Raw genomic sequence first — 23,220 nt, 5'->3', positions numbered from 1 at the left:
GCATGGCTCGGTCTGGCTTGTACAAAAGCGATGTGCAGCGTGCCCGGGACAGCCTCCGGGCCGAAGGCAAGAACCCCTCGGTAGACGCCGTCCGCGTGGCGCTGGGCAACACGGGGTCCAAAACCACCATCCACCGCTACCTGAAGGAGCTGGACGAGGAGGAAGGGCAAGGCGTAGGCGCCAAGATCGCGGTCAGCGACGCCTTGCAGGATCTGGTCGCTCGTCTGGCCGAGCGGCTGCACACCGAGGCCGAGGCGGTGGTTGCCCAGGCACAAGAGCGGTTCCAGGTCGCGCTACACGAGCGCAACCAAGCGCTGGAGCAGGCCCGGCAAGAGGCCGGCAATCTCAGTGCGCAGCTTCAGCGCACCGAAACAGTGCTGCAGGCTGAACGCGGCACGGGCGAAGCGCTCAGGCGGGAGATGGCCAGCCGTGCCACTGACCTGGCCCAACTGGAGGAGCGCATTGCGGGCCTCACGGCGCGGCTGGCGGAGCACGAAAGCCACGCGCGCTCCTTGGAGCAGAAGCATGAGCATGCCAGGGAATCCCTTGAGCACTACCGCACCTCGGTCAAGGATCAGCGCGAGCAGGAGCAACGCCGGCACGAGCACCAGGTCCAGGAACTGCAGGTCGCCCTGCGCCAGGCCAACGAAGCGTTGACCGCCAAAAACCACGACTTGGTACAGCTCAACCGGGAAAACGGCCAGTGGCTGGAGCGTCACACCCGACTGGAAAAGGAGGTGGCGCAGCTGCGCCAGACCATCCAGACGCAACAGGGCGAGCTCGATACGCTGCGCCTGACTGCGGCCGAACACCAAGCGTTGCAGGTGCGCTGGGGTCAAGATACGCAGAGTTTGGACGCCCTTCGACAAGAGCTTGTGCAAGCCCGGACCGCGTTGGCCCAGGAGCGCGAACGACGCGAGCACGCCGAGGCGGAGACGCTGCGCGCCACAGTGCGCCTGGGCACCTTGGAGCCACTTTTGGCCCAGCTGCAGCCGGCAAGTAACAGCGGTAAAGGCTCCAAGCGGATCTCATCGGAAGAGACGCCGTCGCCATAGCCTAGATAAAGACACTAGGCACAACGATCGCAAGGAGCTTTGGCATGAGCGTAGTAACCACCACACCCCCGGAGATCACCCGCGCCGTGCGGCGCCTGACCGATTCCGTCGTGCGCGGCGCAGAGCCCGTCTATCTGCCTGTGCAGCCGGAAGCCGATGCGATCGTGCATGAGTGCTTTCCCAACGTGCAAGCGAAGATCACGCGGGACGGCGGCCAGATGCGGTGCGGTTGGCAGCTGTGGGAATGGTCGCACGTGCTGGTGGAGGCAGAATTCCATGCCGTGTGGGTCAGCCCCGAGGGTGAAATGGTCGACATCACGCCAAAGCCTGAAGGTGAGACACGCATTCTCTTTGTGCCGGATCCGCGCAGACGCTACGAGGGCCTGGCCATCGACAACGTCCGCATGCCGTTACGCGATGACCTGCTGATCAAGCACTTCATCCAGATGTCTGAAGCGATAGTCCGGGTGATGAACCGCGGCGAGCGAGCATCCCAATATGGAGAGGTGAGCGTTCCCGCCCATGAAATCCAGCCCCTTCTGCACGCTAGGGATTTTTTGGGCCAATCACTCGGTGCGGGACTGCGCGAGCATACGCCGTGCCTGTGTGGCAGCGGCAGCAAGTACAAGCGCTGCCATGGCGCGCAAGTAGAAGCGTTCTTCTGCCGTTGACGGTGGTGCCCCCGGTCGGAATCGAACCGACGTGTACGCGCTTATCTGGCGCGTGCTCTCACCGGAGTATAAGGCCGGCGCTCTGACCAACATGAGCAACAGGGGCGTGATCGATCAATGCGATCACGCCGGTATTCGGTGGTCGAGCTGGCAGATGTGGCTCATGGCGCAAGCATACCCAATCCGCCCAAAGCATCAAAGCACGCAGAGCCTCTATACCCTGAAAGGAAGTAGTCCCGTCGTTACAAAACGCCCCTCCGACCTCGTCGCCATTGGGCGCAGCGGCCACTATGCGGGGATAGTGGGTTTATTAGCTGTTGCCTAGGTTGTCACTTCCCGCCCTAGGCAGGGTGCTCTCATCCATCTTCGGGCGCTTGCCGATAGGTAACGCCCCGCTGACCATGTATACGACGTCCTCGGCTATGTTGGTTGCGTGGTCACCAACCCGCTCGATGTTCTTCACTACGAACAGCAGGTGAGCCAAGTCAAATGCGGAGGCGCGGTCGTCGGCCATGCACTGCACGATATCCTTGAACAAGATCGTGTGCATCGCGTCAATTACTGCATCTTCCTCCCAAACGCGGTAAGCCGAATGAATGTCCATCGTGGCAAAGGACTCCCGCGCTGATTTCAGCTGCAATAGCGTGAGCTCGGCCATACGCTGCATAGGCTCCGCAAGCTCTGCTGGTATCGGAGCCTCGCTCATTGCCATCGAGCGTTTGGCAATGTTGTAAGCAAGATCGCCCACGCGCTCCAGGTTTGAACTAATTCGGATTGCTGCCATCACATGGCGAAGGTCGATCGCTAGCGGCTGTCTACGCGCGATCATGCTCACAGCGTCGCTATCAATCTGCGCCGCAAGCCGGTTCAGTCGCTCCTCACGCTCTGCCACTTCCTTGGCCATTTGCTCGTTGCCACGCCGTAGCGACCAGACGGCATCCGTAAGCTGCTGTTCGGCAAGGATGCCGAGCTCAAGGATGTGTGAAGTAAGCCCCCGCAGCTCGACATCGAAAGACTGGACAATATGGTCGGTCATGACCTTTGCTCCTCAGCCGAAACGGCCGGTGATGTACTCGTGGGTCTTCTGCTCTTTCGGATTAGTAAAAAACTCCGCCGTAGGGCCACTCTCAATGAGCTGTCCCATGTGCATGAATGCCGTCCTGTCCGAGATCCGCGCAGCCTGCTGCATGTTGTGGGTAACAATGACGATGGTGTACTGCGCACGCAACTCGTCGATCAGCTCTTCAATCCGCGCAGTTGCAATGGGATCGAGTGCAGATGTGGGTTCATCAAAGAGAATGATCTCGGGGTTGGGCGCCAGCGCCCTGGCTATGCACAGACGCTGCTGCTGACCGCCGGACAACTCGAATGCTGACTTACCCAGCCTGTCCTTCACCTCATCCCAGAGGGCCGCTCCGCGCAATGCGCGTTCGACATGCTCAGTGACAACTGATTTGTTGCGCACACCGCGAATCATGATCCCTGAGGCCACGTTGTCAAAGATCGATTTCGGGAACGGATTTGGCTTCTGAAAAACCATGCCAATGCGCAGCCTCACGCGCATCGGGTCCACATCCGGCCCTACGATATTCAGGTTCTCCGGCATGAGGGTGATCGCGCCGGAGTACCGGTTGTTCGGATACAGGTCATGCATCCGGTTGAAGCAGCGCAGTAGCGTACTTTTGCCGCAGCCCGAGGGGCCGATCAGCGCAGTGACCTGATTGCTGCCGATCGACAGGTTGATGTCCTTCAGCGCGTGGAACTTGTCGTAATGGAAGTCAAGCCCACGAACCTCAGCACGCACCGTCGCATCGTGCGCGGGGGTTGAGGTGCGTTCGGCCACGGGAACCGGAATTGAGATGGTCGAGTGATTCATGTTGTCTCCGTGGATCACCGCAGGCGGCGGCGAAGGCGGTAACGCAGCCAGATTGCAAAGCCGTTCATCAGCAGGGTCATACCCAGCAGCACCAGCCCGGCGGCAGCTGCATTCACGTGAAAGCCAGCCTGCGGTCGCGACACCCAGTTGAACATCTGGATGGGCATCACGGTGAAGGGGGAGCTGAGCCATTCAAAACTGATGAAGGGAGCAGATGCCTGGATTGGTGATGGCGGCAGGAAGGCAATGAAGGTCAGTGCGCCGATGGTGATGATCGGCGCGGTTTCGCCAATGGCCCGCGACATGCCCACGATGGCGCCAGTCAGGATTCCCGGACGCGCGGCGGGAAGTAGAAAGATGCTGACGGTCTGCCACTGATCTGCCCCCAGCCCGAAAGCAGCCTCGCGGATGTCTTGAGGAATGGCGCGCAGTGACTCGCGGGTCGCGACAATGATGATGGGCAGGATCAGCAGAGCAAGCGTCATGCCCGCGACCAGGATCGTTTGGCCGAGCCCGAACATTTGGACGAAGAGGCCCAGTGCCAGCAGTCCGAAAATGATCGAAGGAACGCCAGCAAGGTTGGTGACATTGACCTCAATAAAGTCGGTGACCCAGTGCTTCGGGGCGTATTCCTCAAGATAGACGCCTGCGGCGACCCCCACCGGCACGGCAAGGACCCCGGTCACCAGCATGACAAGGCAAGTACCGATCCAAGCCGAGAGAATACCGGCCGACTCAGGTCGGCGAGAGGGGAAGTTGGTGAAAAAGTCTGGAGTGAGTCTGGCCGCGCCGTCGACTACGAAGTCGGCTACAAGCGCCATCAGAATGGTCAGGGTCAGGAACAGTACCAGCAGCCCGAGCACGGTGAAGCACAAGTCTGAAACTCGTGCGCGCCGTGTAATTGCAGCATCGTCAAGGCCCATGGGCTCGATGTGGTCGCGCATCAGTAGGCCTCCCGGTAGCGCTTGCGGAGCCAGAAGGCGAAGAGGTTGAAACTGAACGTAAGTGCGAAAAGCGTCAGTCCGGCGGCGAAGATGGTCTGATAGGCAATCGACTCATGTGGAAGATCGCCCATGCTCAACTGCACGATGTATGAGGTGATAGTTGCTGCACCCTCGAGCGGATTGGTCGCTATCCTGGCCTGCTGGCCGGCAGCGATAGCCACTACCATAGTCTCGCCGACCGCGCGCGACATTCCGAGCAGGTAAGCGGCGGTGACGCCCGAGAGCGCAGCTGGCGTCACCACCTTCAATCCGGTCTGAAGGCGGGTGAATCCGAGTGCGTATGCCCCCTCACGCAGCGAATCAGGCACGGCGCGCATAGCGTCTTCGCTCATGGATACGATGTAGGGCAAGATCATGATGCCGATGACCACCCCAGACACGAGCAGGTTGAAGCGTGCCAGACCCGGGATGAAGGATTGAAAGATGGGCGTCAAGAACAGCAGAGCGAAGTACCCAAAAGCGACCGTTGGTACGCCTGCAATGAGCTCGAGGAACGGCTTTACCACTTCGCGGAGTCTGGGCTTGGCGAACTCGCTGAGATACAACGCGAGAATCGTGCCGGCAGGCACGGCAACAACCAAGGCAATGGCCGTGGTCATCAGCGTACCCGACAGTAGTGTCATGATCCCGAAGTGCTTCTCTTCGAAGACGGGCGTCCACTGCGTATCGGTCAGGAAGTCCACGATGGACACCTGAGTGAAGAACTTCAAGCTCTCACTGAGTAGGACGTAGAGGATGCCGAAGGTGACCAGAACTGATAGCGCCGCTGCGACGAACAGTACCAGGCGAATGCCTGTGTCGATGGCATGGCGGCGGCGCAGAAATGCGTCGCTTGGCTGAAGCGGGACAGGACCCACATCGAGGAAGGAACCACTACTTTTCATCAGACGGCCTCAGCCAGCGCGCACATCGCTGTGCGCGCCGACCATGATTGTCAGTAAACCAGCTTCTCTTTCAGCAGCTCGTCGATGGAAACGCCAATCTTCGAGCCAGTGAAGCCGGTGCCAATCTCCCGCTTTGCAAAGCGCTCGCGCATTGCGGCCAATGCGTTCTCCGGCAGCGGTACATAGCCCACCTCCTGCACCAATCCTTCGGAGTGCTTGGAGTCCAGATAGAACTCGACAAAGCGCGCGACTTCGGGCTTGGTTTCGGCGGCCTTCTTGCTTACGTAGATGAAGATCGGGCGCGACAGAGGCTGATACTGGCCGGAGCGCGCGGTTTCGACGCTGGGCGCGACCGCCTGGGCGGCGGCGTTGGTCTTGATGCCTACTGCCTTGAGCTTGTCGGCGTTTTCTTCGTAATAGGCCAAACCGAAGAACCCCAGTGCATTGGCATCACCCGAGACTCCCTGCACCAGCACGTTGTCGTCCTCGGAGGCCGTGTAATCGCCGCGACTGGAGTGCTCCTTGCCAACGATGGCGGCGGTGAAATAGTCGTAGGTTCCCGAATCGGTACCTGCACCGTAGAGGACCAGCGGCTTGTCCGGGAAGCTCGGACGAATCTGGTTCCAGTTGGTGATCTTGCCCTGTGCTTCAGGCACCCACATGGCCTTCAGTTCGTCGACGGTGAGGTCATTGGCCCAGGTGTTCTGTGGGTTGACCACGACTGTCAAAGCGTCTATCGCGACTGGAAGCTCGATGTACTCCACGCCAGCGGCCTTGCAGGCTTCCTTCTCCTCACCCTTGATCGGGCGCGACGCATTGGAGATGTCGGTTTCACCGCGACAGAACTTCTTGAAGCCGCCACCGGTTCCTGACATGCCGACCGTTACGTTGATGCCGGCATTTTCTTTCTGGAACTCTTCGGCCATCGCTTCGGTGACGGGAAACACGGTCGACGAACCGTCCGTGCTCACCATGCCGCTGATCTCGGCTGTTTTGCCCGCCGCGGAATTGCCGTTCTGCTCCGAAGCGGCCGGCGTATTGGAGGGCGAGCACGCGACGATGGAGAGCGTGGCTGCCGCAAGAAGGGTGAGACGCAGATACATTGAGAATCTCCTATGTTCGGATGTTCTTGGGTGCTATTGGTATTTGCCCACCGAGCTCCCCAGCTGGATGGGGCAGGACTATTTGAAAAGTCTGGGCGGAGCCGGCACCTCCGCCACACAGTCGCAGGCAGGATCGGTCGGGTGCGGCTGAAGGCACAGCTCAGACCGTCCGCCGCAGCAGTCGTCGAGCAGGAATCCCAACAGCCCATGCATTCCGTCCAGGCAGGCGCGGTAGCGCACGAACCGCCCTTCGCGGGTTCCGCAGATCAACCCGCCGCGACTAAGCACTGCTAAGTGGTTGGAAAGCGTGTTGTGGCGCATCCCCATCATGTCGGTCAGGACTCCGGCCGTGAGGCCTTCCGGCTCGTGGTTCACCAGCGTGCGGAAAATCACCAGGCGCGCCCCATTGCTGAGTGCCGAAAGGGCATCCAATGCGTGGTCGATGGACATCGACGCGCTCAAGGAGCGTCGCTCGAAGTAATCGAAGTCCAGAACACGTTGGGGTTGGGCCATGGAGATTCTCCCGTTGCATATGTCGATATGTCGAGATATGTCGACAGATTGAGATGCTCCCCCTTCTGTATGACAACCTGATGACAGGTGGCTATTCAGATGACGATTCAAGAGGCCTCCAAAGCAAAAGTCCCGCCAGAGCGGGACTTTGTTGGGATACTGGCACCCCAGCGGATGTTCTTTGCCGACTAGCCACACGCAGCTGCGCAACAGGCTGTAACTTGTCTCACTACCTCCCGCGCATAACGGGTCACGCCGATCAGCGTGGCTGACGCGGCACCATTCCAGTCGCCATAGCCCAGCAGCCAGACCGATGGCTCTGCGATCGAACGAACCTTGGTGTCATCCACGTCGATCCGACCTTGGGCGTTGACCAGACCCAGTCCTTCCAGGTGCGACAAGGCCGGCCGGAAGCCGGTGCACCAGATCACCGCGTCGAAGTTGCGTTCGCTGCCATCTGCCCACTGCATGCCGGTGGCGGTGAAACGGACGGGTGGCGTCATGGAAACCAGTACACCGCGGCGCCGTGCGTCCACCACCGGCGGCACCATGACGATGTCGCCAAAACCACCCTCTGGAACATCCGGCTCGCGTCCTTCCTGCTGAGCCCTCCACTTCTCGGTTGCGCGTGCGAATAGAACGCGCCCGTCCACATCGTCGGCGAGAAAGGCTGGCTCCCGCTGGGTGATCCAGGTGGTCTCGGCCACCTTGGATACCTCGGCCAGAATCTGTGCGCCTGAGTTGCCGCCACCGATGATGGCCACGCGCGTTCCGGCGAAGGGTTCGGGATGGCTGTAGTGGGCCGAGTGCAGCTGCACACCGCCGAATGCGTCCAAACCTTCATAGCCGGGCGTGTAGGGACGCCGCCAGGTACCTGTGGCGCTAATCACTGCGCGTGTGTGCCACTGTCGGCCGTCATCTGCTTCCACCAGCAGCCGTTTCCCCGAACGGCTGATGCGTTCCACCTGCACGGGACGGATGACCGGCAGCGCATATTTGTGCTCGTAGCACGCGAGGTAGTCCAGTACTTCCGCCTGCGACGGGTACGGTTCCCGAGTGGCAGGCATCGGCCAACCGGGAATCGAGCTCCAGCCCGCCGGCGAGAACAGATGCAAGGATTCCCACGCATGCTGCCACGCCCCGCCAGGAGACGTTTCGGCATCAAGAATCACATAGGACAGCCCGCTGCGACGCAGGAAGTAACCGGCCGCCAGCCCGGCCTGACCGCCTCCAATTACCACCACATCGATGCTGTCCATCTGGACTTCCTCGCGCTGCAGCACTCAGGCGGCGTTCTTGTGCTGCTGGTCGGAGATATTGAGTGCATCCAAGTAACGCTCGGCGTCCAGCGCGGCCATGCAGCCGAAGCCGGCCGAGGTGATCGCTTGGCGGTAGTGCTGGTCGGCCACATCGCCGGCGGCGAACACGCCTTCCACCGAGGTCTGGGTCGCATTGCCGCCAAGGCCCGAGCGGATGTCCAGGTAGCCGTTGTTCATCGCCAACTGGCCGTCGAACAGCTGGGTGTTCGGGTGGTGGCCGATGGCCACGAAGAACCCGTGTGCATCGAGGTCGCGGGTACTGCCGTCTAGGGTCGACTTCACGCGCACGCCGGTCACGCCGGCCTCGTTGCCCAGCACTTCCTCCACCTGGTGGTGCCAGACGGTTTCGATCTTGCCGGCTTCAACCTTGGCGAATAGCTTGTCCTGCATGATCTTTTCCGCCTTCAGGGTGTCGCGGCGATGGATCAGGTAGACCTTGCGGGCGATGTTGGACAGGTACAGCGCTTCTTCCACGGCGGTGTTGCCGCCGCCCACCACTACCACGTCCTGGTCACGGTAGAAGAAGCCGTCGCAGGTGGCGCAGGCGGAAACGCCGCGGCCCTTGAATTGATCTTCGGTCGGGATGCCCAGGTACTTGGCGGTGGCGCCAGTGGCGATGATCAGCGCGTCGCAGGTGTACTCGGCGCTGTCGCCGATCAGCCTGAACGGGCGCTGGGACAGGTCGGCAGTGTGGATGTGGTCGAAGATGACCTCGGTCTTGAAGCGCTCGGCATGCGCCTGCATGCGAGTCATCAGGTCCGGGCCCATCAGCCCATGGGCATCACCCGGCCAGTTGTCCACTTCCGTGGTGGTCATCAGCTGCCCCCCCTGTTGCAGGCCGGTGATCACCACCGGCTTGAGGTTGGCGCGGGCGGCGTAGACGGCGGCGGTCCAGCCGGCCGGGCCGGAACCAAGGATCAGCAATGGAATGTGTCGGGTGGTGCTCATGGCTCAGCGGCTCCGTGCATCGGCAGGAAAGTAGCGTTTGCCCAGCCGCAAGGCGACGTGGACCAGCAGGATCAGCACCGGCACTTCCACGAGTGGGCCGATGACAGCGGCGAATGCGACCGGCGAGGCCAGGCCGAAAGCCGCGATGGCCACGGCGATCGCCAGTTCGAAGTTGTTGCCTGCTGCAGTGAACGCGATCGCGGTGGTGCGGGGGTAGTCTTTGGCGATCAGCTTGCCCATGAAGAAGCTGATGACGAACTGGATGATGAAGTACAGCGTCAGCGGAATCGCGATGCGTACTGCGTCCATCGGAATTCGCAGCACGTCGCCGCCCTTCAGACTGAACATCGCCACGATAGTAAACAGCAATGCGGCAAGGGTTATCGGACTGATTGCAGGCAGGAATTTCTCTTCATACCAGCGCACACCCTTACGCGCCTTCAGCCATCGACTGGTGAGGAAACCGGCCAGGAACGGGATGCCAAGGTAGATCAGAACAGCCTCGGCGATGGTCCAGAAACTAACATCGATGACGCTGCCCTGCAGACCGAACACCGGCGGCAACCAAGACAGGAAGAACCACGCGTAGAGGCTGAACAGCGCGATCTGGAAGATCGAGTTGAATGCCACCAGTCCAGCAACATACTGGGCGTCGCCACGGGCGAGTTGGTTCCACACCAGCACCATCGCGATGCAGCGGGCCAGCCCGATCAGGATCAGGCCGGTCATGTATTCGGGGTAGTCGCGCAGGAACAGCACGGCCAGGCCGAACATCAGGAACGGGCCGATGATCCAGTTCTGCAGCAGCGAGAGCATCAACACGCGCTTGTCAGCGAAAACCCGCGGCAGTTCTTCGTACTTCACCTTGGCCAGCGGCGGATACATCATCAGGATCAGGCCGATTGCGATCGGGATGTTGGTCGACCCTATGGAGAGGCTGTTCAACGCGCTGGGCGCGCCCTCGAACAACGCCCCCAGGCCGACGCCCAGCGCCATGGCGGCGAAGATCCAGAGCGTGAGGTACCGGTCCAGGAAGGACAGGCGGGAGGTATCAGTGGTCATGGCATTTTCCGGAAAGACGGTCAGTTGATCTGCGCGATCGGCTCGAGCTGGGCCTTGAGCGCGTCGCGGTCGTCCCATGCGTTGTCGGGGATGTCGAGGAAAGCCTTCAGGCGCGCCTTGATGATCTGATGCGCGCGATCGAAGGCTTCGGCCTTCTGTTCGTCCGAGCCTTCAACACCGGCCGGATCGAACAGGCCCCAATGCACCCGCACAAAGTCGCCAAACACCACCGGGCAAGCCTCGGCCGCCGCGCTGTCGCAGACGGTGACGATCAGATCCATCGGGGCGGCATCAGCTTCGGCGAACTCGTCCCACGACTTGCTGCGCAGGCCGTCCACCGGGAAGCCCTCGCGCTGCAGCTGGGCGATCGCGAACGGGTTGACACGACCGGCTGGTTGGCTGCCCGCGCTGAAGGACTCGTAGCGGCCTTCGCCCCATTTTTTCAGGGTCGATTCGGCCAACACGCTCCGAGCGGAATTACCGGTACACAAGAACAAGACGCGACGGGTCATTTGAGCGATCTCTAAGGTAGGGTTGGTCAGCAGCCAGCGGGGCGTTCGCAGGACTGTTCGTCGGCACAGCAGTTTTCGGTGAGGTAGGCCAGCAGCTCGTTCATCGCCACAAACTCGGCCCGGTAGCAGATGGTCCGGCCACGTTGCTCGGCGCTGATCAGGCCGGCAGCCAGCAGTTCCTTCAGATGGAAGGAAAGTGTGGCGCCAGGCAAGGCGAGCGCTTGGGCGATGTCGCCGGCCAGCTTGCCGCCGCTGCCGGCCTGCACCAGCAGGCGGAAGATCGACAGGCGGGTGGCATGGCCCAGGGCAGCAAGAGCGTGGGTTGCGTTTTTATGTTCCATGATTCTAGAATATTCGAATCGAATTGGCAGGACAACCCCCATGCAGCAGATTCCCAACGTGGTTCCGGGCGCCTTGGACATTCCTACGGCCGCCAAGCTCAGTGATCCGGGCGAGCAGCAGCATCGCCCGCGCATCCTGATCTTGTACGGGTCGCTGCGCCCGCAGTCGTTCAGCCGCAAGCTGGCGCTGGAGGCGCAGCGGCTACTGGAACAGCTCGGAGCGGAAACCCGCTTGTTCGACCCGCATGAGCTGCCGATGCTGGACTCGGTGCCAGCTACCCACCCCAAGGTTCAGGAGCTGCGCCAGGCCTCACTGTGGTCCGAAGGCCACGTGTGGGTCAGCCCCGAACGCCACGGCACCCTTACCGCTGTATTCAAGAACCAGATCGACTGGCTGCCGCTGGAAGAAGGCAGCGTTCGACCCACCCAAGGCCGCACGCTGGCAGTGATGCAGGTCTGCGGCGGCTCGCAGTCCTTCAACGTGGTCAACACGCTGCGCGTGCTCGGCCGCTGGATGCGGATGGTGACGATCCCCAACCAATCGTCGGTCGCCAAAGCCTGGCAGGAGTTCGATGACGACGGGCGTATGAAGCCATCGGCGTACTACGATCGGGTGGTGGACGTGATGGAGGAACTGGTCAAGTTCACTCTGCTGGTGCGCGGGCGCAGCGACTACCTGGTGGATCGCTACAGCGAGCGCAAGGGCGCTGTTGAAGCGGCGGCGCTGGCAGCCGCCGCAGGCGTGCTGGAAGCCGCGTTGAACCAAGAGGAAAGCGCATGAACGCTGTCATTTACCACAATCCGAAGTGCGGCACCTCGCGGAACACTCTCGCCTTGATTCGACACGCCGGGATTGAGCCCGAGGTGATTGATTACCTGACCAACCCGCCTAGCCGAGTGCGTCTTATCGAGCTGATTTCCGGAGCTGGCTTGAAGGTGCGTGATGCGATCCGGCAGAAGGGCACGCCGCATGACGAGCTGGGGCTGGGCGATGCCGCACTCAGCGACGATGCCTTGCTCGATGCCATGCTAGCGCACCCGATACTGATCAATCGCCCATTCGTGCAAACGGAGGCGGGTATCCGTCTTTGCCGGCCATCAGAAGTCGTACTCGACATCCTTCCAGCGGTGGACAGGCCGTTTACCAAGGAAGATGGTGAGGTGGTGATCGATCAGGAGGGAAGGCGCGTGGTCTGACAGTTCACTCGGCGTAACACCTTGGGATCATATGCCGTGCCTGGCGCTAGCGGTAGCAAATATGAGCGAGACGCACACCTTCCTATGCTCTGCTCCGCTCGCCAACACTTCGCTCTAGACTTACAATATCGATTCTCTAACCTGATGATCCACCAGCGATGACTCCACCCTGACGCCTGATTGAAGAGCGATCCAGACAGTAACGTCTGGAAAGGGTGCCTGTTTCCTTCGTTTGGCGCGCACTGCCGTGCGCGGAGATCATTTTCTATGTCTGCAATCTATCCCCTGCGCCAGCAATGGCTCGGCAATATCCGTGGCGACTTACTGTCCGGCATCGTCGTTGCACTGGCCCTGATTCCCGAGGCCATCGCGTTTTCCATCATCGCCGGCGTCGACCCCAAAGTGGGCTTGTATGCCTCGTTCTGCATCGCAGTCATCACCGCCATCGCCGGTGGTCGCCCTGGCATGATCTCGGCCGCGACCGGCGCCATGGCCTTGTTGATGGTCACCCTGGTCAAGGATCATGGCATCCAGTACTTGTTCGCGGCGACGATCTTGGCAGGCGTGCTGCAAATGATTGCCGGTGCTATGCGACTGGGCTCGCTGATGCGCTTTGTATCACGCTCGGTGGTCACCGGCTTTGTCAACGCACTGGCTATCTTGATCTTCCTTGCACAGCTACCCGAGCTGATCGGAATGCCTTGGCCGGTCTACGCGATCTGTGCTGTGGGTTTGGCAATCATCTATCTATTGCCGCTGCTGACCAAGGCGATTCCTTCGCCCTTGGTGGCCATCGTCGTCTTGACAGCTGCCTCCATGTACTTCGGGTTTGAGGTGCGCACCGTCGGCGACATGGGCGAACTGCCGGACAGCCTTCCGGTATTTCTGATCCCCAACGTGCCGCTGACCTGGGAAACGCTGCAGATTCTGCTGCCGGTGTCGGCGACGTTGGCGGTGGTAGGCCTGCTGGAGTCGCTGATGACGGCGCAGATCGTGGAAGACATGACCGAGACGCCGAGCCAGAAGAATCGCGAATGTGCAGGCCAAGGGTTAGCCAACACCGTCACCGGGTTCTTCGGAGGCATGGCTGGCTGCGCCATGATCGGCCAGTCGGTGATCAATATCACATCGGGTGGCCGGGGCCGGCTTTCCTGCCTGGTCGCCGGCGTGGTCCTGCTTTTGCTGGTGGTGTACGGCTCGGGCCTGGTGAGTCAGATTCCGATGGCAGCATTGGTGGCGGTGATGATCATGGTCAGCATCGGCACCTTTAGCTGGCGCTCGCTGCGTGAGTTGGCCATCCATCCGAAGAGCTCGTCAGTGGTGATGATTGGCACCGTGATAGTCACCGTGGCTACACACGACCTGGCCAAGGGCGTCCTGACAGGCGTCGTCCTGTCAGCAGTGTTCTTCACCCGGAAGGTTGGCAAAATGCTCACCATCGAGATGACCCAGGTAGACGCAGAGTCAAGCGTCTATGTGGTCAAGGGACAGGTGTTCTTCGCCTCCGCTGGCCAGTTCGTGAGCAGCTTCAACTATCTAGATGTTCCCAAGGACGTCATCATCGATCTGAAAGATGCGCACTTCTGGGATCTGACCGCCGTGGACGCTCTGGACCGGGTGGTAATGAAGCTGCGTGAGCATGGCGCGATTGTCGAGGTCTATGGTCTCAACGACGCGAGTGAGACGCTGGTCGATCGCTTAGGCAAGCATCGAACGCCGGGCGCCACGCTATCGTCTGGCCATTGACCGGCAAATAGGTGGGTGCCGCTAGGCACCCACCTAGAACCTTGTGAGGCGCGGCGTCAACTTTTAGCAGCGACGACTAAGTCTCCACCTACGTGCCTGCGTAATATCAATGGCTTAGCGCAAATCTGGCCTTGTTCGTAATGATTCCCTGCCGAACCTCATGCGCGTCGACCGGAACAGGCACGCAATGCAACCCAGCTGCTTCGAAAGCTTTGCGTGCACCGTGGTAGCCGGGGTCCTCGATGAAAATCCGCTCTCCTGCATCTAGCAACAGAGTGGCGCACAGCGTCAGTGCCTGCTGGGAGCTGGTCAGTATCAGCACGCGATCGGGTGTGGCACGCGCGCCGCGTTCCAGGTTGACATAGTCAGCAATGGCTTGTCGCAGTGGCGCCATGCCCTGCGCAGGGCTGTGCAGCAGTGCCCGGGTGCCGTACTCCTTCAAGACCTGGCGTTCCAGCCGTTTCCAGATCTGCAGGGGAAAGCTGCGCGTCTCCGGCACACCGGGAGCGAATGCGCGCGGCGCCAGGAAATCGCGCACGCCGCCGCGCTGGACGAGCACGCTGCCGCGCTGGCTCAGGCGCGGCGGAGAAGTGCAGGGTGGGGTGTGCCGTGCTTTACCACGTCCGGGCAGGCGTTGCGTGTGTTCGGACACGAAGCTGCCGCTGCCCACGAGGCGTTCAATGAAGCCCTCGGCATGCAACTGGCCGTAGGCGGTCTCGATGGTGTCACGCGAGACGCCCAGCGATTTCGCCAGCGCACGCGACGCTGGCAGGGGCCGGCCGACATCGAGCATGCCATCGAGGATGAGCTGGCGTATGGCGCGTTGCACCCGCAGATGCAGCGGCAAGGCGCTTTGCGCAGGGTCGCCGATCGCGGCCTTCACCGATTCAAGTTGGGCATGTTTGAACAAATGGTCTGCTCTATAGGGTGAAAGTGGCGGGGGAAATCGGGCCATTGTCCGCCTATAAATGGGCACCGCAAGTCCACTGCCGCTGCAGGAGAAGCCCGTTACACATGGCCGATGCCCCCACATCTGCGTCCCTTCACTGGAAGGACCTCCCTCACCCGGTTATCGCCGGGCTCATCTCTGTCATCGTCAACTATGGCGGCACCTTTATCCTGGTGTTCCAGGCCGCCAAGAGCGCGGGCCTAAGCCCGGAACTGACGGCCTCGTGGGTGTGGGCGGTCTCCATAGGAGTCGGTGTCACCGGCATCGTCTTGAGCTGGACGACCCGCGAGCCGATCATCACCGCTTGGTCGACGCCGGCTGCAGCATTTCTGGTCACCGCGCTGACCACGACCCCATACGCGGAAGCTGTGGGCGCCTATCTGATCTCGGCGGCTGCCTTCGTGCTATTAGGCTTGTCGGGCTGGTTCGAGCGCGTGATTCGGCTGATTCCGCCGGGTGTGACCGCCGGACTGCTGGCCGGCATCCTGCTGCAATTCGGTATCGGTGCCTTTGCCGGTGTCAGCCTGGATCCACTGCTGGCGGGCCTGTTGATCGTCGCCTATCTGGTACTCAAGCGTGTGTCGCCGCGTTATGCGGTGGTGGGTGTCCTGGTTTTGGGGCTAGCGTTCCTGTTGTTCCAGGATCGGGTCGATGTCGCTGAGCTGCGTCTGGCATTGGCCGCACCGGTGTTCACCGTGCCGGCGTTCTCCTTCAATGCCCTGTTTAGCGTAGCGTTGCCTCTGTTCCTGATCACGCTGACCGGCCAGTACATGCCGGGCATGCTCGTACTGCGCAATGATGGTTTCAAGACCAGCGCCAGCCCCATCGTGGCGCTGACCGGATTGGGCTCGTTGCTGATGGCGCCGTTCGGCTCGCACGCGTTCAACATCGCCGCCATTACCGCGGCGATCTGCACCGGCCGCGAGGCACACGAACAGCCTTCCAGACGCTGGGTTGCCGGCGTGGCCGCCGGTGTGTTCTACATTCTGGTCGGCGTGTTCGGCGTCACGCTGGCGACGCTGTTCATGGCGTTTCCGGCGACATTCATCGCTACGCTCGCTGGTCTGGCATTGCTGGGCACCATCGGGGGGAGCCTGGCCAGCGCGCTGGCCGACGCCAAGACCCGCGAAGCCGCTCTGATCACGTTCCTGGCTGCGGCCGCCAACATAAAGCTGCTGGGCATTGGCGGGGCGTTCTGGGGTCTGGTGATCGGGCTGGTGGCGTACGCGATCCTCAACGGTCGATCGTCGCAGACCGTGCCGGTGGCCACGGCAATGCCTTTGAATGGGAGGCCCCATTGATGCCGGTTACATACCTCACCCCCACCGGCCACGACCGGCACGGCCGCTATCCCGAAGCGACCAGCGTCGAGGATTTCCGGCGCAATTTGGCAGCGGTGCATGCGCGCATTGAGGCCGCTTGCCACCGCGCCGGACGCGATCCGGCGAAGGTGCGCCTGCTGCCCGTCAGCAAGACCAAACCCGAGGCCAGCCTGCGGCTGGCGTATGCCGCGGGTTGCCGGCTGCTGGGCGAGAACAAGGTGCAGGAAGCGCACCGCAAGTGGGAGGCGATGCAGGATCTGAGCGATCTGCAGTGGTCGGTCATCGGCCATCTGCAAACCAACAAAGCCAAGCAGGTGGCGCGGTTCGCCAGCGAGTTCCAGGCGCTCGACAGCCTGCGCGTCGCCGAGGCGCTGGAGCGACGGCTGCAGATCGAGGGCCGCTCGCTGGATGTTTACGTGCAGGTCAACACCTCGGGTGAGGCAAGCAAGTACGGCCTTGCGCCGGATGACGTGCCAGCCTTCCTCGGGGCGCTGCCTGCGTTCCCGGCGTTGCGTGTGCGCGGCCTTATGACCCTGGCGCTGTTTTCCAGTGAGGCTGAGCGCGTGCGCCGCTGCTTCGGCCTGCTACGCGGGTTGCGCGACCGGCTGCGACAAGAGATGCCTGCTGGCATTGCACTCGACGAACTGTCGATGGGCATGTCGGGTGACTTCGAGATCGCGATCGAAGAAGGGGCGACGGTGGTACGCGTCGGGCAGGCGATCTTCGGTGCGCGCTTGCTGCCCGACCACTACTACTGGCCCGACGATGCGGGTGCTGAAATGGCGACCGCATGAAGAAGGTTGCGGTCATCCGCCATCTGGCATTCGAGAACCTGCGCACGTGGGTGTCGCTGCTCGTCGCGCGCATCTACGCCGTGTCCTATTTGGAAGCAGGTAGCAAACGTGTCTGCGTTGACTGCCTTGTCCCGGTCAGTCTGCTGGTGGGAGCGTGTGTAGACTTTTGTGAAAACAGTATTCAAGTTAGACCGAAATCTGTACAAACCCGGCCAAGGGCTGCGAGCAGAGATGCGACAGTCCCTTGGAGAAACTGGGCGGCTATCTGCACATGAAGCACTAGCGAACTTAAGGAAAGCCCGAAATCAATATTTGGCGGCAACATCGGCTAAGCGGTCTCAGCCGCCAGGCTTGTAGTCCAGATGCCACTGCTCTCCTGATTGACGGTAAGAAGATCGTAGGTCCTCAACATGTTCAATAGGCCAGAGTGCCCGTAGGCGTTGGGTGAGAAGCCAGAGTCGGCTCTCTTGAGATATATGCCCAAAGCATTGAGCGTGACTTTCCCGTCGGGGGTACTAGCTGCAAGCAGCGAAACTGCTTCGACAACAAAACGTGGTCGGCGCTTAATGGGTGCTACAGGACCTGCCGGATGTGGCTCGACGGCGACTACATCTGTGGGCTTGCATGAGCTAGCTGCAACTGGCTCCGCAGTGACTACGACCTCCTTGGTCCACTCAAAGAACTGATCGCAAGCGTTACGCAGCGCATCTGGAGTTTTGGATTCACCAACAATGAAGACTGAAGCGCCTCGTTCGCGAAGTCGGCGGCACAAGTACGCGAAGTCTGAGTCACTGGTGACAAGGCAGAAAGTTTCTGCTCTACGATCGAAGTGTGCTTCGAGCGCATCTAGCGCTAAAGCAATGTCTGAGGTGTTCTTCTTTGCAGCGTACTGAAATTGAAGGCAAGGAGTGAAGGCTTGTCTAACAAGAGCCTCTTCCCAGCTGTTGGTTAGAGTGGACTTGTTTCCGTAGCCGCGACGTAAGGTCACTCGCCCGGCCTGAGCTGCCATCAAAAGCGCAAAATCGATGATCTCGGCTGAGACGTTATCGCAATCAATCATTACGGCGACAGATGCTTCCTGCTGATGGTGTGCCAAATCCTAGTTTTCCTATCCAGTGGGGGGCTTCACGTATTGCCTTGTGTTTGGATTCTGATCTGGGTTAAACGCTAATTCATTGGTCAGAGTCGAACTCCCAAAGCGTCGAGCGTAGGGGTGGTCATAGTTCCTGTTGCAGAAATTCCGTGAGCTAGCTGGAACATGCGCAGCGCTTGGCGTGTTTCCGTAGAAAGAGTTCCATCAATGGCACCCGGGTCGTAGCCTTTTGAGTAGAGCGCAGCTTGCACGCGCATGATCAGCAGCTTCAGGGTGTCAGCGTCCCGGCTCTGCGATGGGAGGCGTGTAGTTGAGCTTGGCTCCAACGTGAGGTTGCTGCCAGTCGATGAAGGCCGGCTGGTCGATGGCTGCAAGCTCTGTACGTTTGACGTATTACCACTATTACCCTTGCTGCTGGTGGTTGAGGGTGGCGTATAGGTGCTCGGCGGCGTATACGTGGCAGGCGGCGTGTAAGAGCGGTATGAGCTGCCTGAGCCGGATGAGTGTGATCGATGGGAGCTATGTGATCGGTGCGAGCTATGACTTCTGTGGCCGGCGTACAGATTGTGGCTGCCAGCATTGAGCGAGGTGCTCAACACAGTTACATACTTGCCATCCATTTCCGAAAGCCGTGAAATATCCAACTGCCCCTTTGAGGGCTCTGTGCTAATAGCGCCAATCGTTGCGCCAATGATCATTAAGGCACTGGACATGCTTGTAGCTCCGGTACGGGGGAGATGGCACGGCTGGTCCAAGCCGGCGTAACCCAAGAGAAGAATCCGCCGCAACGATCTCGCACGGAGCAAGCGCTACAGGCAGGAAGATAGTCGTTCTTCCATGTCGAAATGCTCTGAACCGCGTAAGCCCACAAGGAACGGTCTAGCGAGCATAGTGGAAGGTTGTACAAGGACACAGGGATCCCACTACCGGCAAGTGTCTCCACCGCAGTACTGAGTGCCTCAGAATAGTCAGCGGGATCTGCCCAAAGCTCCTGGTGATGTGCCTTCGCAAAGCCGATGGGTTCTATCCCCATCAAGGCTACATGCTCAACAAAAGGAAGGTTGCGCCAGATGTATCGAGCGAGCTCAGCTAGACGCTCTACGGTTGGCTTCACCAGAACAACACGGATCTCGATACGTTGGTTGGCTGCTTGCATGGCATACAAGCCGCGCAGCGTCTGGGAGAACGCACCAGAGCTCTGGACCACATAGTCGTGCAAGGCGTAATGATCGCCGTAGAGGGGAATTCCCCAGCTTAGGTTCGGATGTACGCCAGAAAACTTGGCATGTAGCCCAGCATCCCGTATGCGTCCATTAGATAGAATATGAATGTGCGTTTCAGGTAGCGATGTCGCACACTTCTTTACGATCTCCACTAGTCCGTCGCCGAGCAGAGTAGGCTCGCCACCGCTAATCGCTAGAGAGGGCTCGCTGACGTCAATCAGGTCGATTAGATCTAGGAGGTGTCCGACGCGCCATGCGTCTTCGACCTCCCTAGGTGGCTGAGAGCACATCAGACAGTAGCTATTGCAGCGCTCGGTGGCGAATAGGACGTTGCCTGTATCACCGCGGCGATAGCGAATCGCAACCTTCTTACGTATAGGGTTGAGTTCGATCGCGTCCCCTGACTTACAGAGGTCTGGCGAACCTTCCAAACGAACCACTGGCAGTGCTTCTGACCCATCCCAGGCTTTACCTGGAAGTATGGCGCCCCAGGGGAGTTCTAGTAGGGCTCCGCTGAGTGTCTCGGAGCCGACTTCTCGCAGGTCCAGGGCTAAACGGTCGAAGGGCAGGGCCGTTTGAGCGAACTCAGTCAGGTCGACGACCTTCAGTAAAGAAGCCTTGGTTGAAGGCGCGATTTGGGCTCCGGTCTCAAGCGGCAACATCGGGTGTCTCTCTAACAATCTTGGGCATTGCCCAGGAGCGCATCAGGCTTCGGGTCCACTGATCAGTGGTTTCGTATTGCTCCAATAGAAAGTCGAAGAGCCCCATATTCCTGCTGCAGAAGTCGCTCGTCGGCCGGTGACCAATTGGGTCCCCTTGGCGTGCATAGTGCTCAATGGGGTCCGCGCCGCACATAGGAACGAATGCACAATCGGAGCAGGTCGGAAGTGCTTCCGCTACTCCAGCACTCAATATGCGCTCCATTGCAGGTGAGACTAGCCACTCCGGAACGGTCTGGGACACGTCCCCCAGTGCAAAGCCGTCATCGCCCATCGCGGCAAGCATCCGGGCTTCGTCGGATGGGTAGACACGTCCATCGTAATCGTAGATCACTGCGCCAAGCCCTGCACCGGAAGGCGAGCGAAGATCGACATAGCCGTGCCCGAAAGAAGTGAAGAGCTGTGAGAGCAACAGGGATGCGTAAGACTCATCCATGGCGTAGCCCGAGCGATTGATCGAGATCAGGTGCTGAAAAGCGCGCCTGTAGAAGGCTAGATAGTCACTAGTTGTGTAGCCGGTTCGCGGCGCTGTACGAGTGGCGAAGCCGTAAGGGCTGAGGGGGCGTAGTGAGATGGAGTGAAAACCTACCTTCCGATACTCGTCGATGATGGCTTCCGGCACCTCGAGGCTTCGTTTGGTGAGGGTTGTGAGTGCGGATACACCATCTTCGCCAAGCCAACGGCGACCTAAGTCAATGCCGTCGATAGTCCGCCGATAGCTGTCGCGCCCAGGTCGAGGCCGGTTGGCGTTGTGGAGCCACTCAGGGCCGTCGAGCGACGTTGAAAGCTTGAAGCGGTGCTCGGCTAGGAACTCAAGTTGTCCCTCGGTGAGGTCGTGCAGAGTTGAGGCAAGCACGAAACGTAGGCTGCGCCCAGCAGATCTATTGCGTTCTACGATCAGTTCCGTAAGACGTATAACCTGCTCGAAGTTGAGCAGCGGTTCGCCACCTTGAAACTCTACTGTCAGCTCTTGGCTAGGCCATTCAAAAAGGCGCTCTACTGCAAGTTCGGCATGTCGCTTTTCCATGTCGAAATCTGCAGCTGTCGTCTCTTGGCGCGATACCTGGCAATAACTGCAGGTGTGATGGCAGCGCAGCGAGACGACGAAGATGTGCAGGGCTGGTCCGCCGAGAATGTAGGATTTCCTAGTGCGAATTTGGCTAAGTAAAGGAGCAATGCTGCTGGTATCCGCGCTTGCGACCGCCAAGTGGCGCGCCTGTATATCAGCAAATAAAGAAGAGTCTGACGGCAGCTCGTGGGCAACGAACTTCTGAAGGTCCTTCATGCCCATAAGGAGCCAGTCTCCGCCCATGGACGAAACAAAAGCTCGATTGTGGTCCCATGGCAGGCGCCGGAATCGGAAGGGCAGCAGTTTGTATGAATCGGAGAGCGCGAAGGCCTGCGGTGACCTAAACTTGGACATCAGGTGTCACCGGCGGTTGGGCCTGCGCCAATGCGGCCTTGAGCAGTTCCTCCTGGAGTCCTGCTGTCTCAGCACGTACTTGTGCCCGGAGGCGCTCGTCCAAGAGATCGCGCGCAAAGGAGGCGTCGATGTCTTCGGGGAGACTGGGAGATTCGAAGGAGGCCACAATCGTGTCGCCCTCGATGCGTAGTTCCACCTTGTGTTTGCCGGTGTAGCGATGGGCCGCTCTAGCGACCACGTCGTCGCTATACAACCGACGGTCAACAACATACTGAGAGCTTTCCATTGCTCATCCCCCTTGGATAGGCGAACTTTGCGCTTGAGCCGTGCTTTTTGCAAGGAAGATAGTTCAGCTCGTAAGAATCATCATGTGCTCGTCGAGGCTTTTTCCGCGGCTATCAAGGGGTTTCGAGTGTTAATTGCGGGCTTCTGTGAGCGCGGCGACGGTTTGCCGGCGTCTGAACGACGGATTCAGGGTCCAATTCCAAGCGTTGCGAGGAATCGCCCAAGACGTTCTGTAGAGATCAACAAAGGATCCTTGCTAAAGGACGTCATGCGACCCAAAGCGGACATACACCGTCTAAAGACAACCGGGCGATACATAACCCGAGTTCCGTTTACACAGAAATCTACATACGCTCGCTGACCGTAGACTGTCGGCTGTAGTCCTACGTATTGCGATTTGCCACTATCTTGCTATCTAGGTATTGAATGATGCTGCGGGTTAGATTGATGGCAAGCAGCGCCTCATCGCGTTCGACAAGCTGATCGTTGGCGTGAGCTAGGCTCCCTCTGTTACGGAGCGGATTAAGTGAATCTAGAATGTTGCCAATGGAAAAGACAATCTTGCGCATTGCGTCGTCTTGGACGCCCATATCGCGCAGCGCAGGATGGCGTTCACGCATCAGTTTGAAAACTTGAGTGACTCCAGGATCTGCTGGCAGCGACGCCAGATCCAGTCCTGCCGATCGACATACCGTTTTCAAATAACCATGGAGAGCCGTGTGAACGCGATCCAAGGCACTCACTGGACCCTGCACCTCTAGCAGCGATGCAGCATCGGCCAAGGCTTGGCGCACCAGCTCGCTGGCTAACCTGGGTGACGTCGGCTCTACGGCGGCTACTTGGCTGCATCGCTTTGCCATGGTAAGCAGCTTCGAATGTGCATCTTGCGTCCGCTGGACCTCTGACCCCACCGGAAATCGTCGGGCAACGCCTCGCACTATCGCTGCCTGAGTCTGCGAATTGGCGGAAGAGAGCACCGCCAAGAAGCGTTGCCGCGTGGTGCCCGGGTAGGCTTCGGGATCGACCGTTAGGTCGCAGTAGGCGGCATAGAACTCACGGTGGGATGGATAGGTGAAATCGCCCAGGTAACCGCCCGACACGCCAATGTAGTGGCTGATGATCCAATGTATTTCAGTCGGGCGTAGGCCTTCCATGGATACCCTTGCTCGCCGGCTGGAAGG

General features: G+C 60.0%; 25 protein-coding genes and 1 tRNA gene. 7 read left to right on the top strand and 19 right to left on the bottom strand.

Annotated features, from left to right (window positions below):
- Positions 1-2 precede the first annotated feature (2 nt).
- Together BCV67_RS08195 and BCV67_RS08190 are read left to right on the top strand one after the other, a co-directional pair.
- Complete coding sequence (locus BCV67_RS08195; RefSeq protein WP_062167462.1) at positions 3-1,055, top strand: DNA-binding protein; 1,053 nt, start codon at positions 3-5, stop codon at positions 1,053-1,055.
- 44 nt (positions 1,056-1,099) lie between these two features.
- Positions 1,100-1,726, top strand: a complete 627-nt coding sequence (locus BCV67_RS08190) for an SEC-C domain-containing protein (protein WP_062167460.1) — start codon at positions 1,100-1,102, stop codon at positions 1,724-1,726.
- Between the two features lie 3 nt (positions 1,727-1,729).
- Here the strand turns inward: BCV67_RS08190 and BCV67_RS08185 are convergent.
- The 12 genes from BCV67_RS08185 to BCV67_RS08130 form a co-directional block, all read right to left on the bottom strand.
- A tRNA-Ile gene (locus BCV67_RS08185) sits at positions 1,730-1,832 on the bottom strand.
- 204 nt (positions 1,833-2,036) lie between these two features.
- Positions 2,037-2,762, bottom strand: coding sequence for a phosphate signaling complex protein PhoU (gene phoU, locus BCV67_RS08180; RefSeq protein ID WP_019184709.1), 726 nt, complete (start codon positions 2,760-2,762; stop codon positions 2,037-2,039).
- 12 nt (positions 2,763-2,774) lie between these two features.
- Positions 2,775-3,602: a phosphate ABC transporter ATP-binding protein PstB gene (gene pstB, locus BCV67_RS08175; protein ID WP_074038423.1), complete on the bottom strand. Its 828-nt coding sequence runs from the start codon at positions 3,600-3,602 to the stop codon at positions 2,775-2,777.
- 14 nt (positions 3,603-3,616) lie between these two features.
- Complete coding sequence (gene pstA / locus BCV67_RS08170; protein ID WP_082332067.1) at positions 3,617-4,546, bottom strand: phosphate ABC transporter permease PstA; 930 nt, start codon at positions 4,544-4,546, stop codon at positions 3,617-3,619.
- Positions 4,546-5,490 carry a phosphate ABC transporter permease subunit PstC gene (gene pstC, locus BCV67_RS08165; RefSeq protein WP_172837734.1) on the bottom strand — a complete coding sequence of 315 codons (945 nt, stop codon included), beginning with the start codon at positions 5,488-5,490 and terminating at the stop codon, positions 4,546-4,548. Before pstC ends, pstA begins: the two co-directional genes overlap by 1 nt.
- Before the next feature lie 50 nt (positions 5,491-5,540).
- Positions 5,541-6,593, bottom strand: coding sequence for a PstS family phosphate ABC transporter substrate-binding protein (locus tag BCV67_RS08160; protein WP_062167458.1), 1,053 nt, complete (start codon positions 6,591-6,593; stop codon positions 5,541-5,543).
- Between the two features lie 78 nt (positions 6,594-6,671).
- The gene (locus tag BCV67_RS08155; protein ID WP_089153137.1) at positions 6,672-7,106 is read right to left on the bottom strand and encodes an ArsR/SmtB family transcription factor; all 435 of its coding nucleotides are present in this window, start codon (positions 7,104-7,106) and stop codon (positions 6,672-6,674) included.
- Between the two features lie 188 nt (positions 7,107-7,294).
- Positions 7,295-8,365: an ArsO family NAD(P)H-dependent flavin-containing monooxygenase gene (locus BCV67_RS08150; protein WP_062171532.1), complete on the bottom strand. Its 1,071-nt coding sequence runs from the start codon at positions 8,363-8,365 to the stop codon at positions 7,295-7,297.
- A gap of 24 nt (positions 8,366-8,389) precedes the next feature.
- Complete coding sequence (trxB, locus tag BCV67_RS08145; RefSeq protein WP_054658158.1) at positions 8,390-9,373, bottom strand: thioredoxin-disulfide reductase; 984 nt, start codon at positions 9,371-9,373, stop codon at positions 8,390-8,392.
- 3 nt (positions 9,374-9,376) lie between these two features.
- Entirely contained in the window at positions 9,377-10,435 is a 1,059-nt protein-coding gene (gene arsB / locus BCV67_RS08140) for an ACR3 family arsenite efflux transporter (protein ID WP_054658160.1), read from the bottom strand.
- Positions 10,436-10,455: 20 nt separating this feature from the next.
- Positions 10,456-10,947 carry an arsenate reductase ArsC gene (locus BCV67_RS08135; protein WP_057506594.1) on the bottom strand — a complete coding sequence of 164 codons (492 nt, stop codon included), beginning with the start codon at positions 10,945-10,947 and terminating at the stop codon, positions 10,456-10,458.
- A 26-nt stretch (positions 10,948-10,973) separates the two neighbouring features.
- Complete coding sequence (locus BCV67_RS08130; protein WP_054658162.1) at positions 10,974-11,288, bottom strand: ArsR/SmtB family transcription factor; 315 nt, start codon at positions 11,286-11,288, stop codon at positions 10,974-10,976.
- A gap of 40 nt (positions 11,289-11,328) precedes the next feature.
- On the opposite strand from BCV67_RS08130, the gene arsH reads away from it, so the two are divergent.
- From arsH to BCV67_RS08115, 3 genes are all read left to right on the top strand, one after another.
- Complete coding sequence (gene arsH / locus BCV67_RS08125; protein WP_057506595.1) at positions 11,329-12,069, top strand: arsenical resistance protein ArsH; 741 nt, start codon at positions 11,329-11,331, stop codon at positions 12,067-12,069.
- Positions 12,066-12,485 carry an arsenate reductase (glutaredoxin) gene (gene arsC, locus BCV67_RS08120; protein WP_054658164.1) on the top strand — a complete coding sequence of 140 codons (420 nt, stop codon included), beginning with the start codon at positions 12,066-12,068 and terminating at the stop codon, positions 12,483-12,485. The genes arsH and arsC overlap by 4 nt, the downstream gene beginning before the upstream one ends.
- Positions 12,486-12,752: 267 nt before the next feature.
- Positions 12,753-14,231: a SulP family inorganic anion transporter gene (locus BCV67_RS08115; protein WP_062167456.1), complete on the top strand. Its 1,479-nt coding sequence runs from the start codon at positions 12,753-12,755 to the stop codon at positions 14,229-14,231.
- Between the two features lie 106 nt (positions 14,232-14,337).
- Here the strand turns inward: BCV67_RS08115 and BCV67_RS08110 are convergent, their stop codons facing one another.
- Positions 14,338-15,141 (bottom strand): aminotransferase class I/II-fold pyridoxal phosphate-dependent enzyme, encoded by an 804-nt coding sequence (locus BCV67_RS08110; RefSeq protein ID WP_197430083.1) that lies wholly within the window; start codon positions 15,139-15,141, stop codon positions 14,338-14,340.
- Positions 15,142-15,245: 104 nt separating this feature from the next.
- Here BCV67_RS08110 and BCV67_RS08105 point away from each other — a divergent pair, with 104 nt between their 5' ends.
- Together BCV67_RS08105 and BCV67_RS08100 are read left to right on the top strand one after the other, a co-directional pair.
- Positions 15,246-16,481: a benzoate/H(+) symporter BenE family transporter gene (locus BCV67_RS08105; RefSeq protein ID WP_062167454.1), complete on the top strand. Its 1,236-nt coding sequence runs from the start codon at positions 15,246-15,248 to the stop codon at positions 16,479-16,481.
- A complete protein-coding gene (locus BCV67_RS08100; protein WP_062167452.1) occupies positions 16,481-17,296 on the top strand; it encodes a YggS family pyridoxal phosphate-dependent enzyme in 816 nt (271 codons plus the stop codon). The genes BCV67_RS08105 and BCV67_RS08100 overlap by 1 nt, the downstream gene beginning before the upstream one ends.
- A gap of 328 nt (positions 17,297-17,624) precedes the next feature.
- Here the strand turns inward: BCV67_RS08100 and BCV67_RS19525 are convergent, their stop codons facing one another.
- The 6 genes from BCV67_RS19525 to BCV67_RS08085 all read right to left on the bottom strand — a co-directional run bounded on the left by BCV67_RS19525 (position 17,625) and on the right by BCV67_RS08085 (position 23,193).
- Positions 17,625-18,356, bottom strand: a complete 732-nt coding sequence (locus BCV67_RS19525) for an NYN domain-containing protein (RefSeq protein WP_082746535.1) — start codon at positions 18,354-18,356, stop codon at positions 17,625-17,627.
- Between the two features lie 119 nt (positions 18,357-18,475).
- On the bottom strand, positions 18,476-19,009 hold the full coding sequence (hxsA, locus tag BCV67_RS20680) for a His-Xaa-Ser repeat protein HxsA (RefSeq protein ID WP_231732491.1): 534 nt from the start codon (positions 19,007-19,009) through the stop codon (positions 18,476-18,478).
- A gap of 77 nt (positions 19,010-19,086) precedes the next feature.
- On the bottom strand, positions 19,087-20,274 hold the full coding sequence (hxsC, locus tag BCV67_RS19515; RefSeq protein ID WP_062167450.1) for a His-Xaa-Ser system radical SAM maturase HxsC: 1,188 nt from the start codon (positions 20,272-20,274) through the stop codon (positions 19,087-19,089).
- The gene (gene hxsB, locus BCV67_RS08095; protein ID WP_062167448.1) at positions 20,261-21,754 is read right to left on the bottom strand and encodes a His-Xaa-Ser system radical SAM maturase HxsB; all 1,494 of its coding nucleotides are present in this window, start codon (positions 21,752-21,754) and stop codon (positions 20,261-20,263) included. The genes hxsC and hxsB overlap by 14 nt, the downstream gene beginning before the upstream one ends.
- The gene (locus BCV67_RS08090; RefSeq protein WP_062167446.1) at positions 21,741-22,040 is read right to left on the bottom strand and encodes a hypothetical protein; all 300 of its coding nucleotides are present in this window, start codon (positions 22,038-22,040) and stop codon (positions 21,741-21,743) included. Before BCV67_RS08090 ends, hxsB begins: the two co-directional genes overlap by 14 nt.
- A 382-nt stretch (positions 22,041-22,422) precedes the next feature.
- Complete coding sequence (locus BCV67_RS08085) at positions 22,423-23,193, bottom strand: abortive infection family protein (protein ID WP_062167444.1); 771 nt, start codon at positions 23,191-23,193, stop codon at positions 22,423-22,425.
- Between the last annotated feature and the right edge of the window lie 27 nt (positions 23,194-23,220).

Origin of the sequence: Stenotrophomonas nitritireducens, assembly GCF_001700965.1 — a bacterium.
Classification (GTDB): domain Bacteria; phylum Pseudomonadota; class Gammaproteobacteria; order Xanthomonadales; family Xanthomonadaceae; genus Stenotrophomonas; species Stenotrophomonas nitritireducens_A.
Note: the sequence above shows the minus strand (reverse complement) of the source record. Positions and strands in the feature narration are given on the sequence as shown.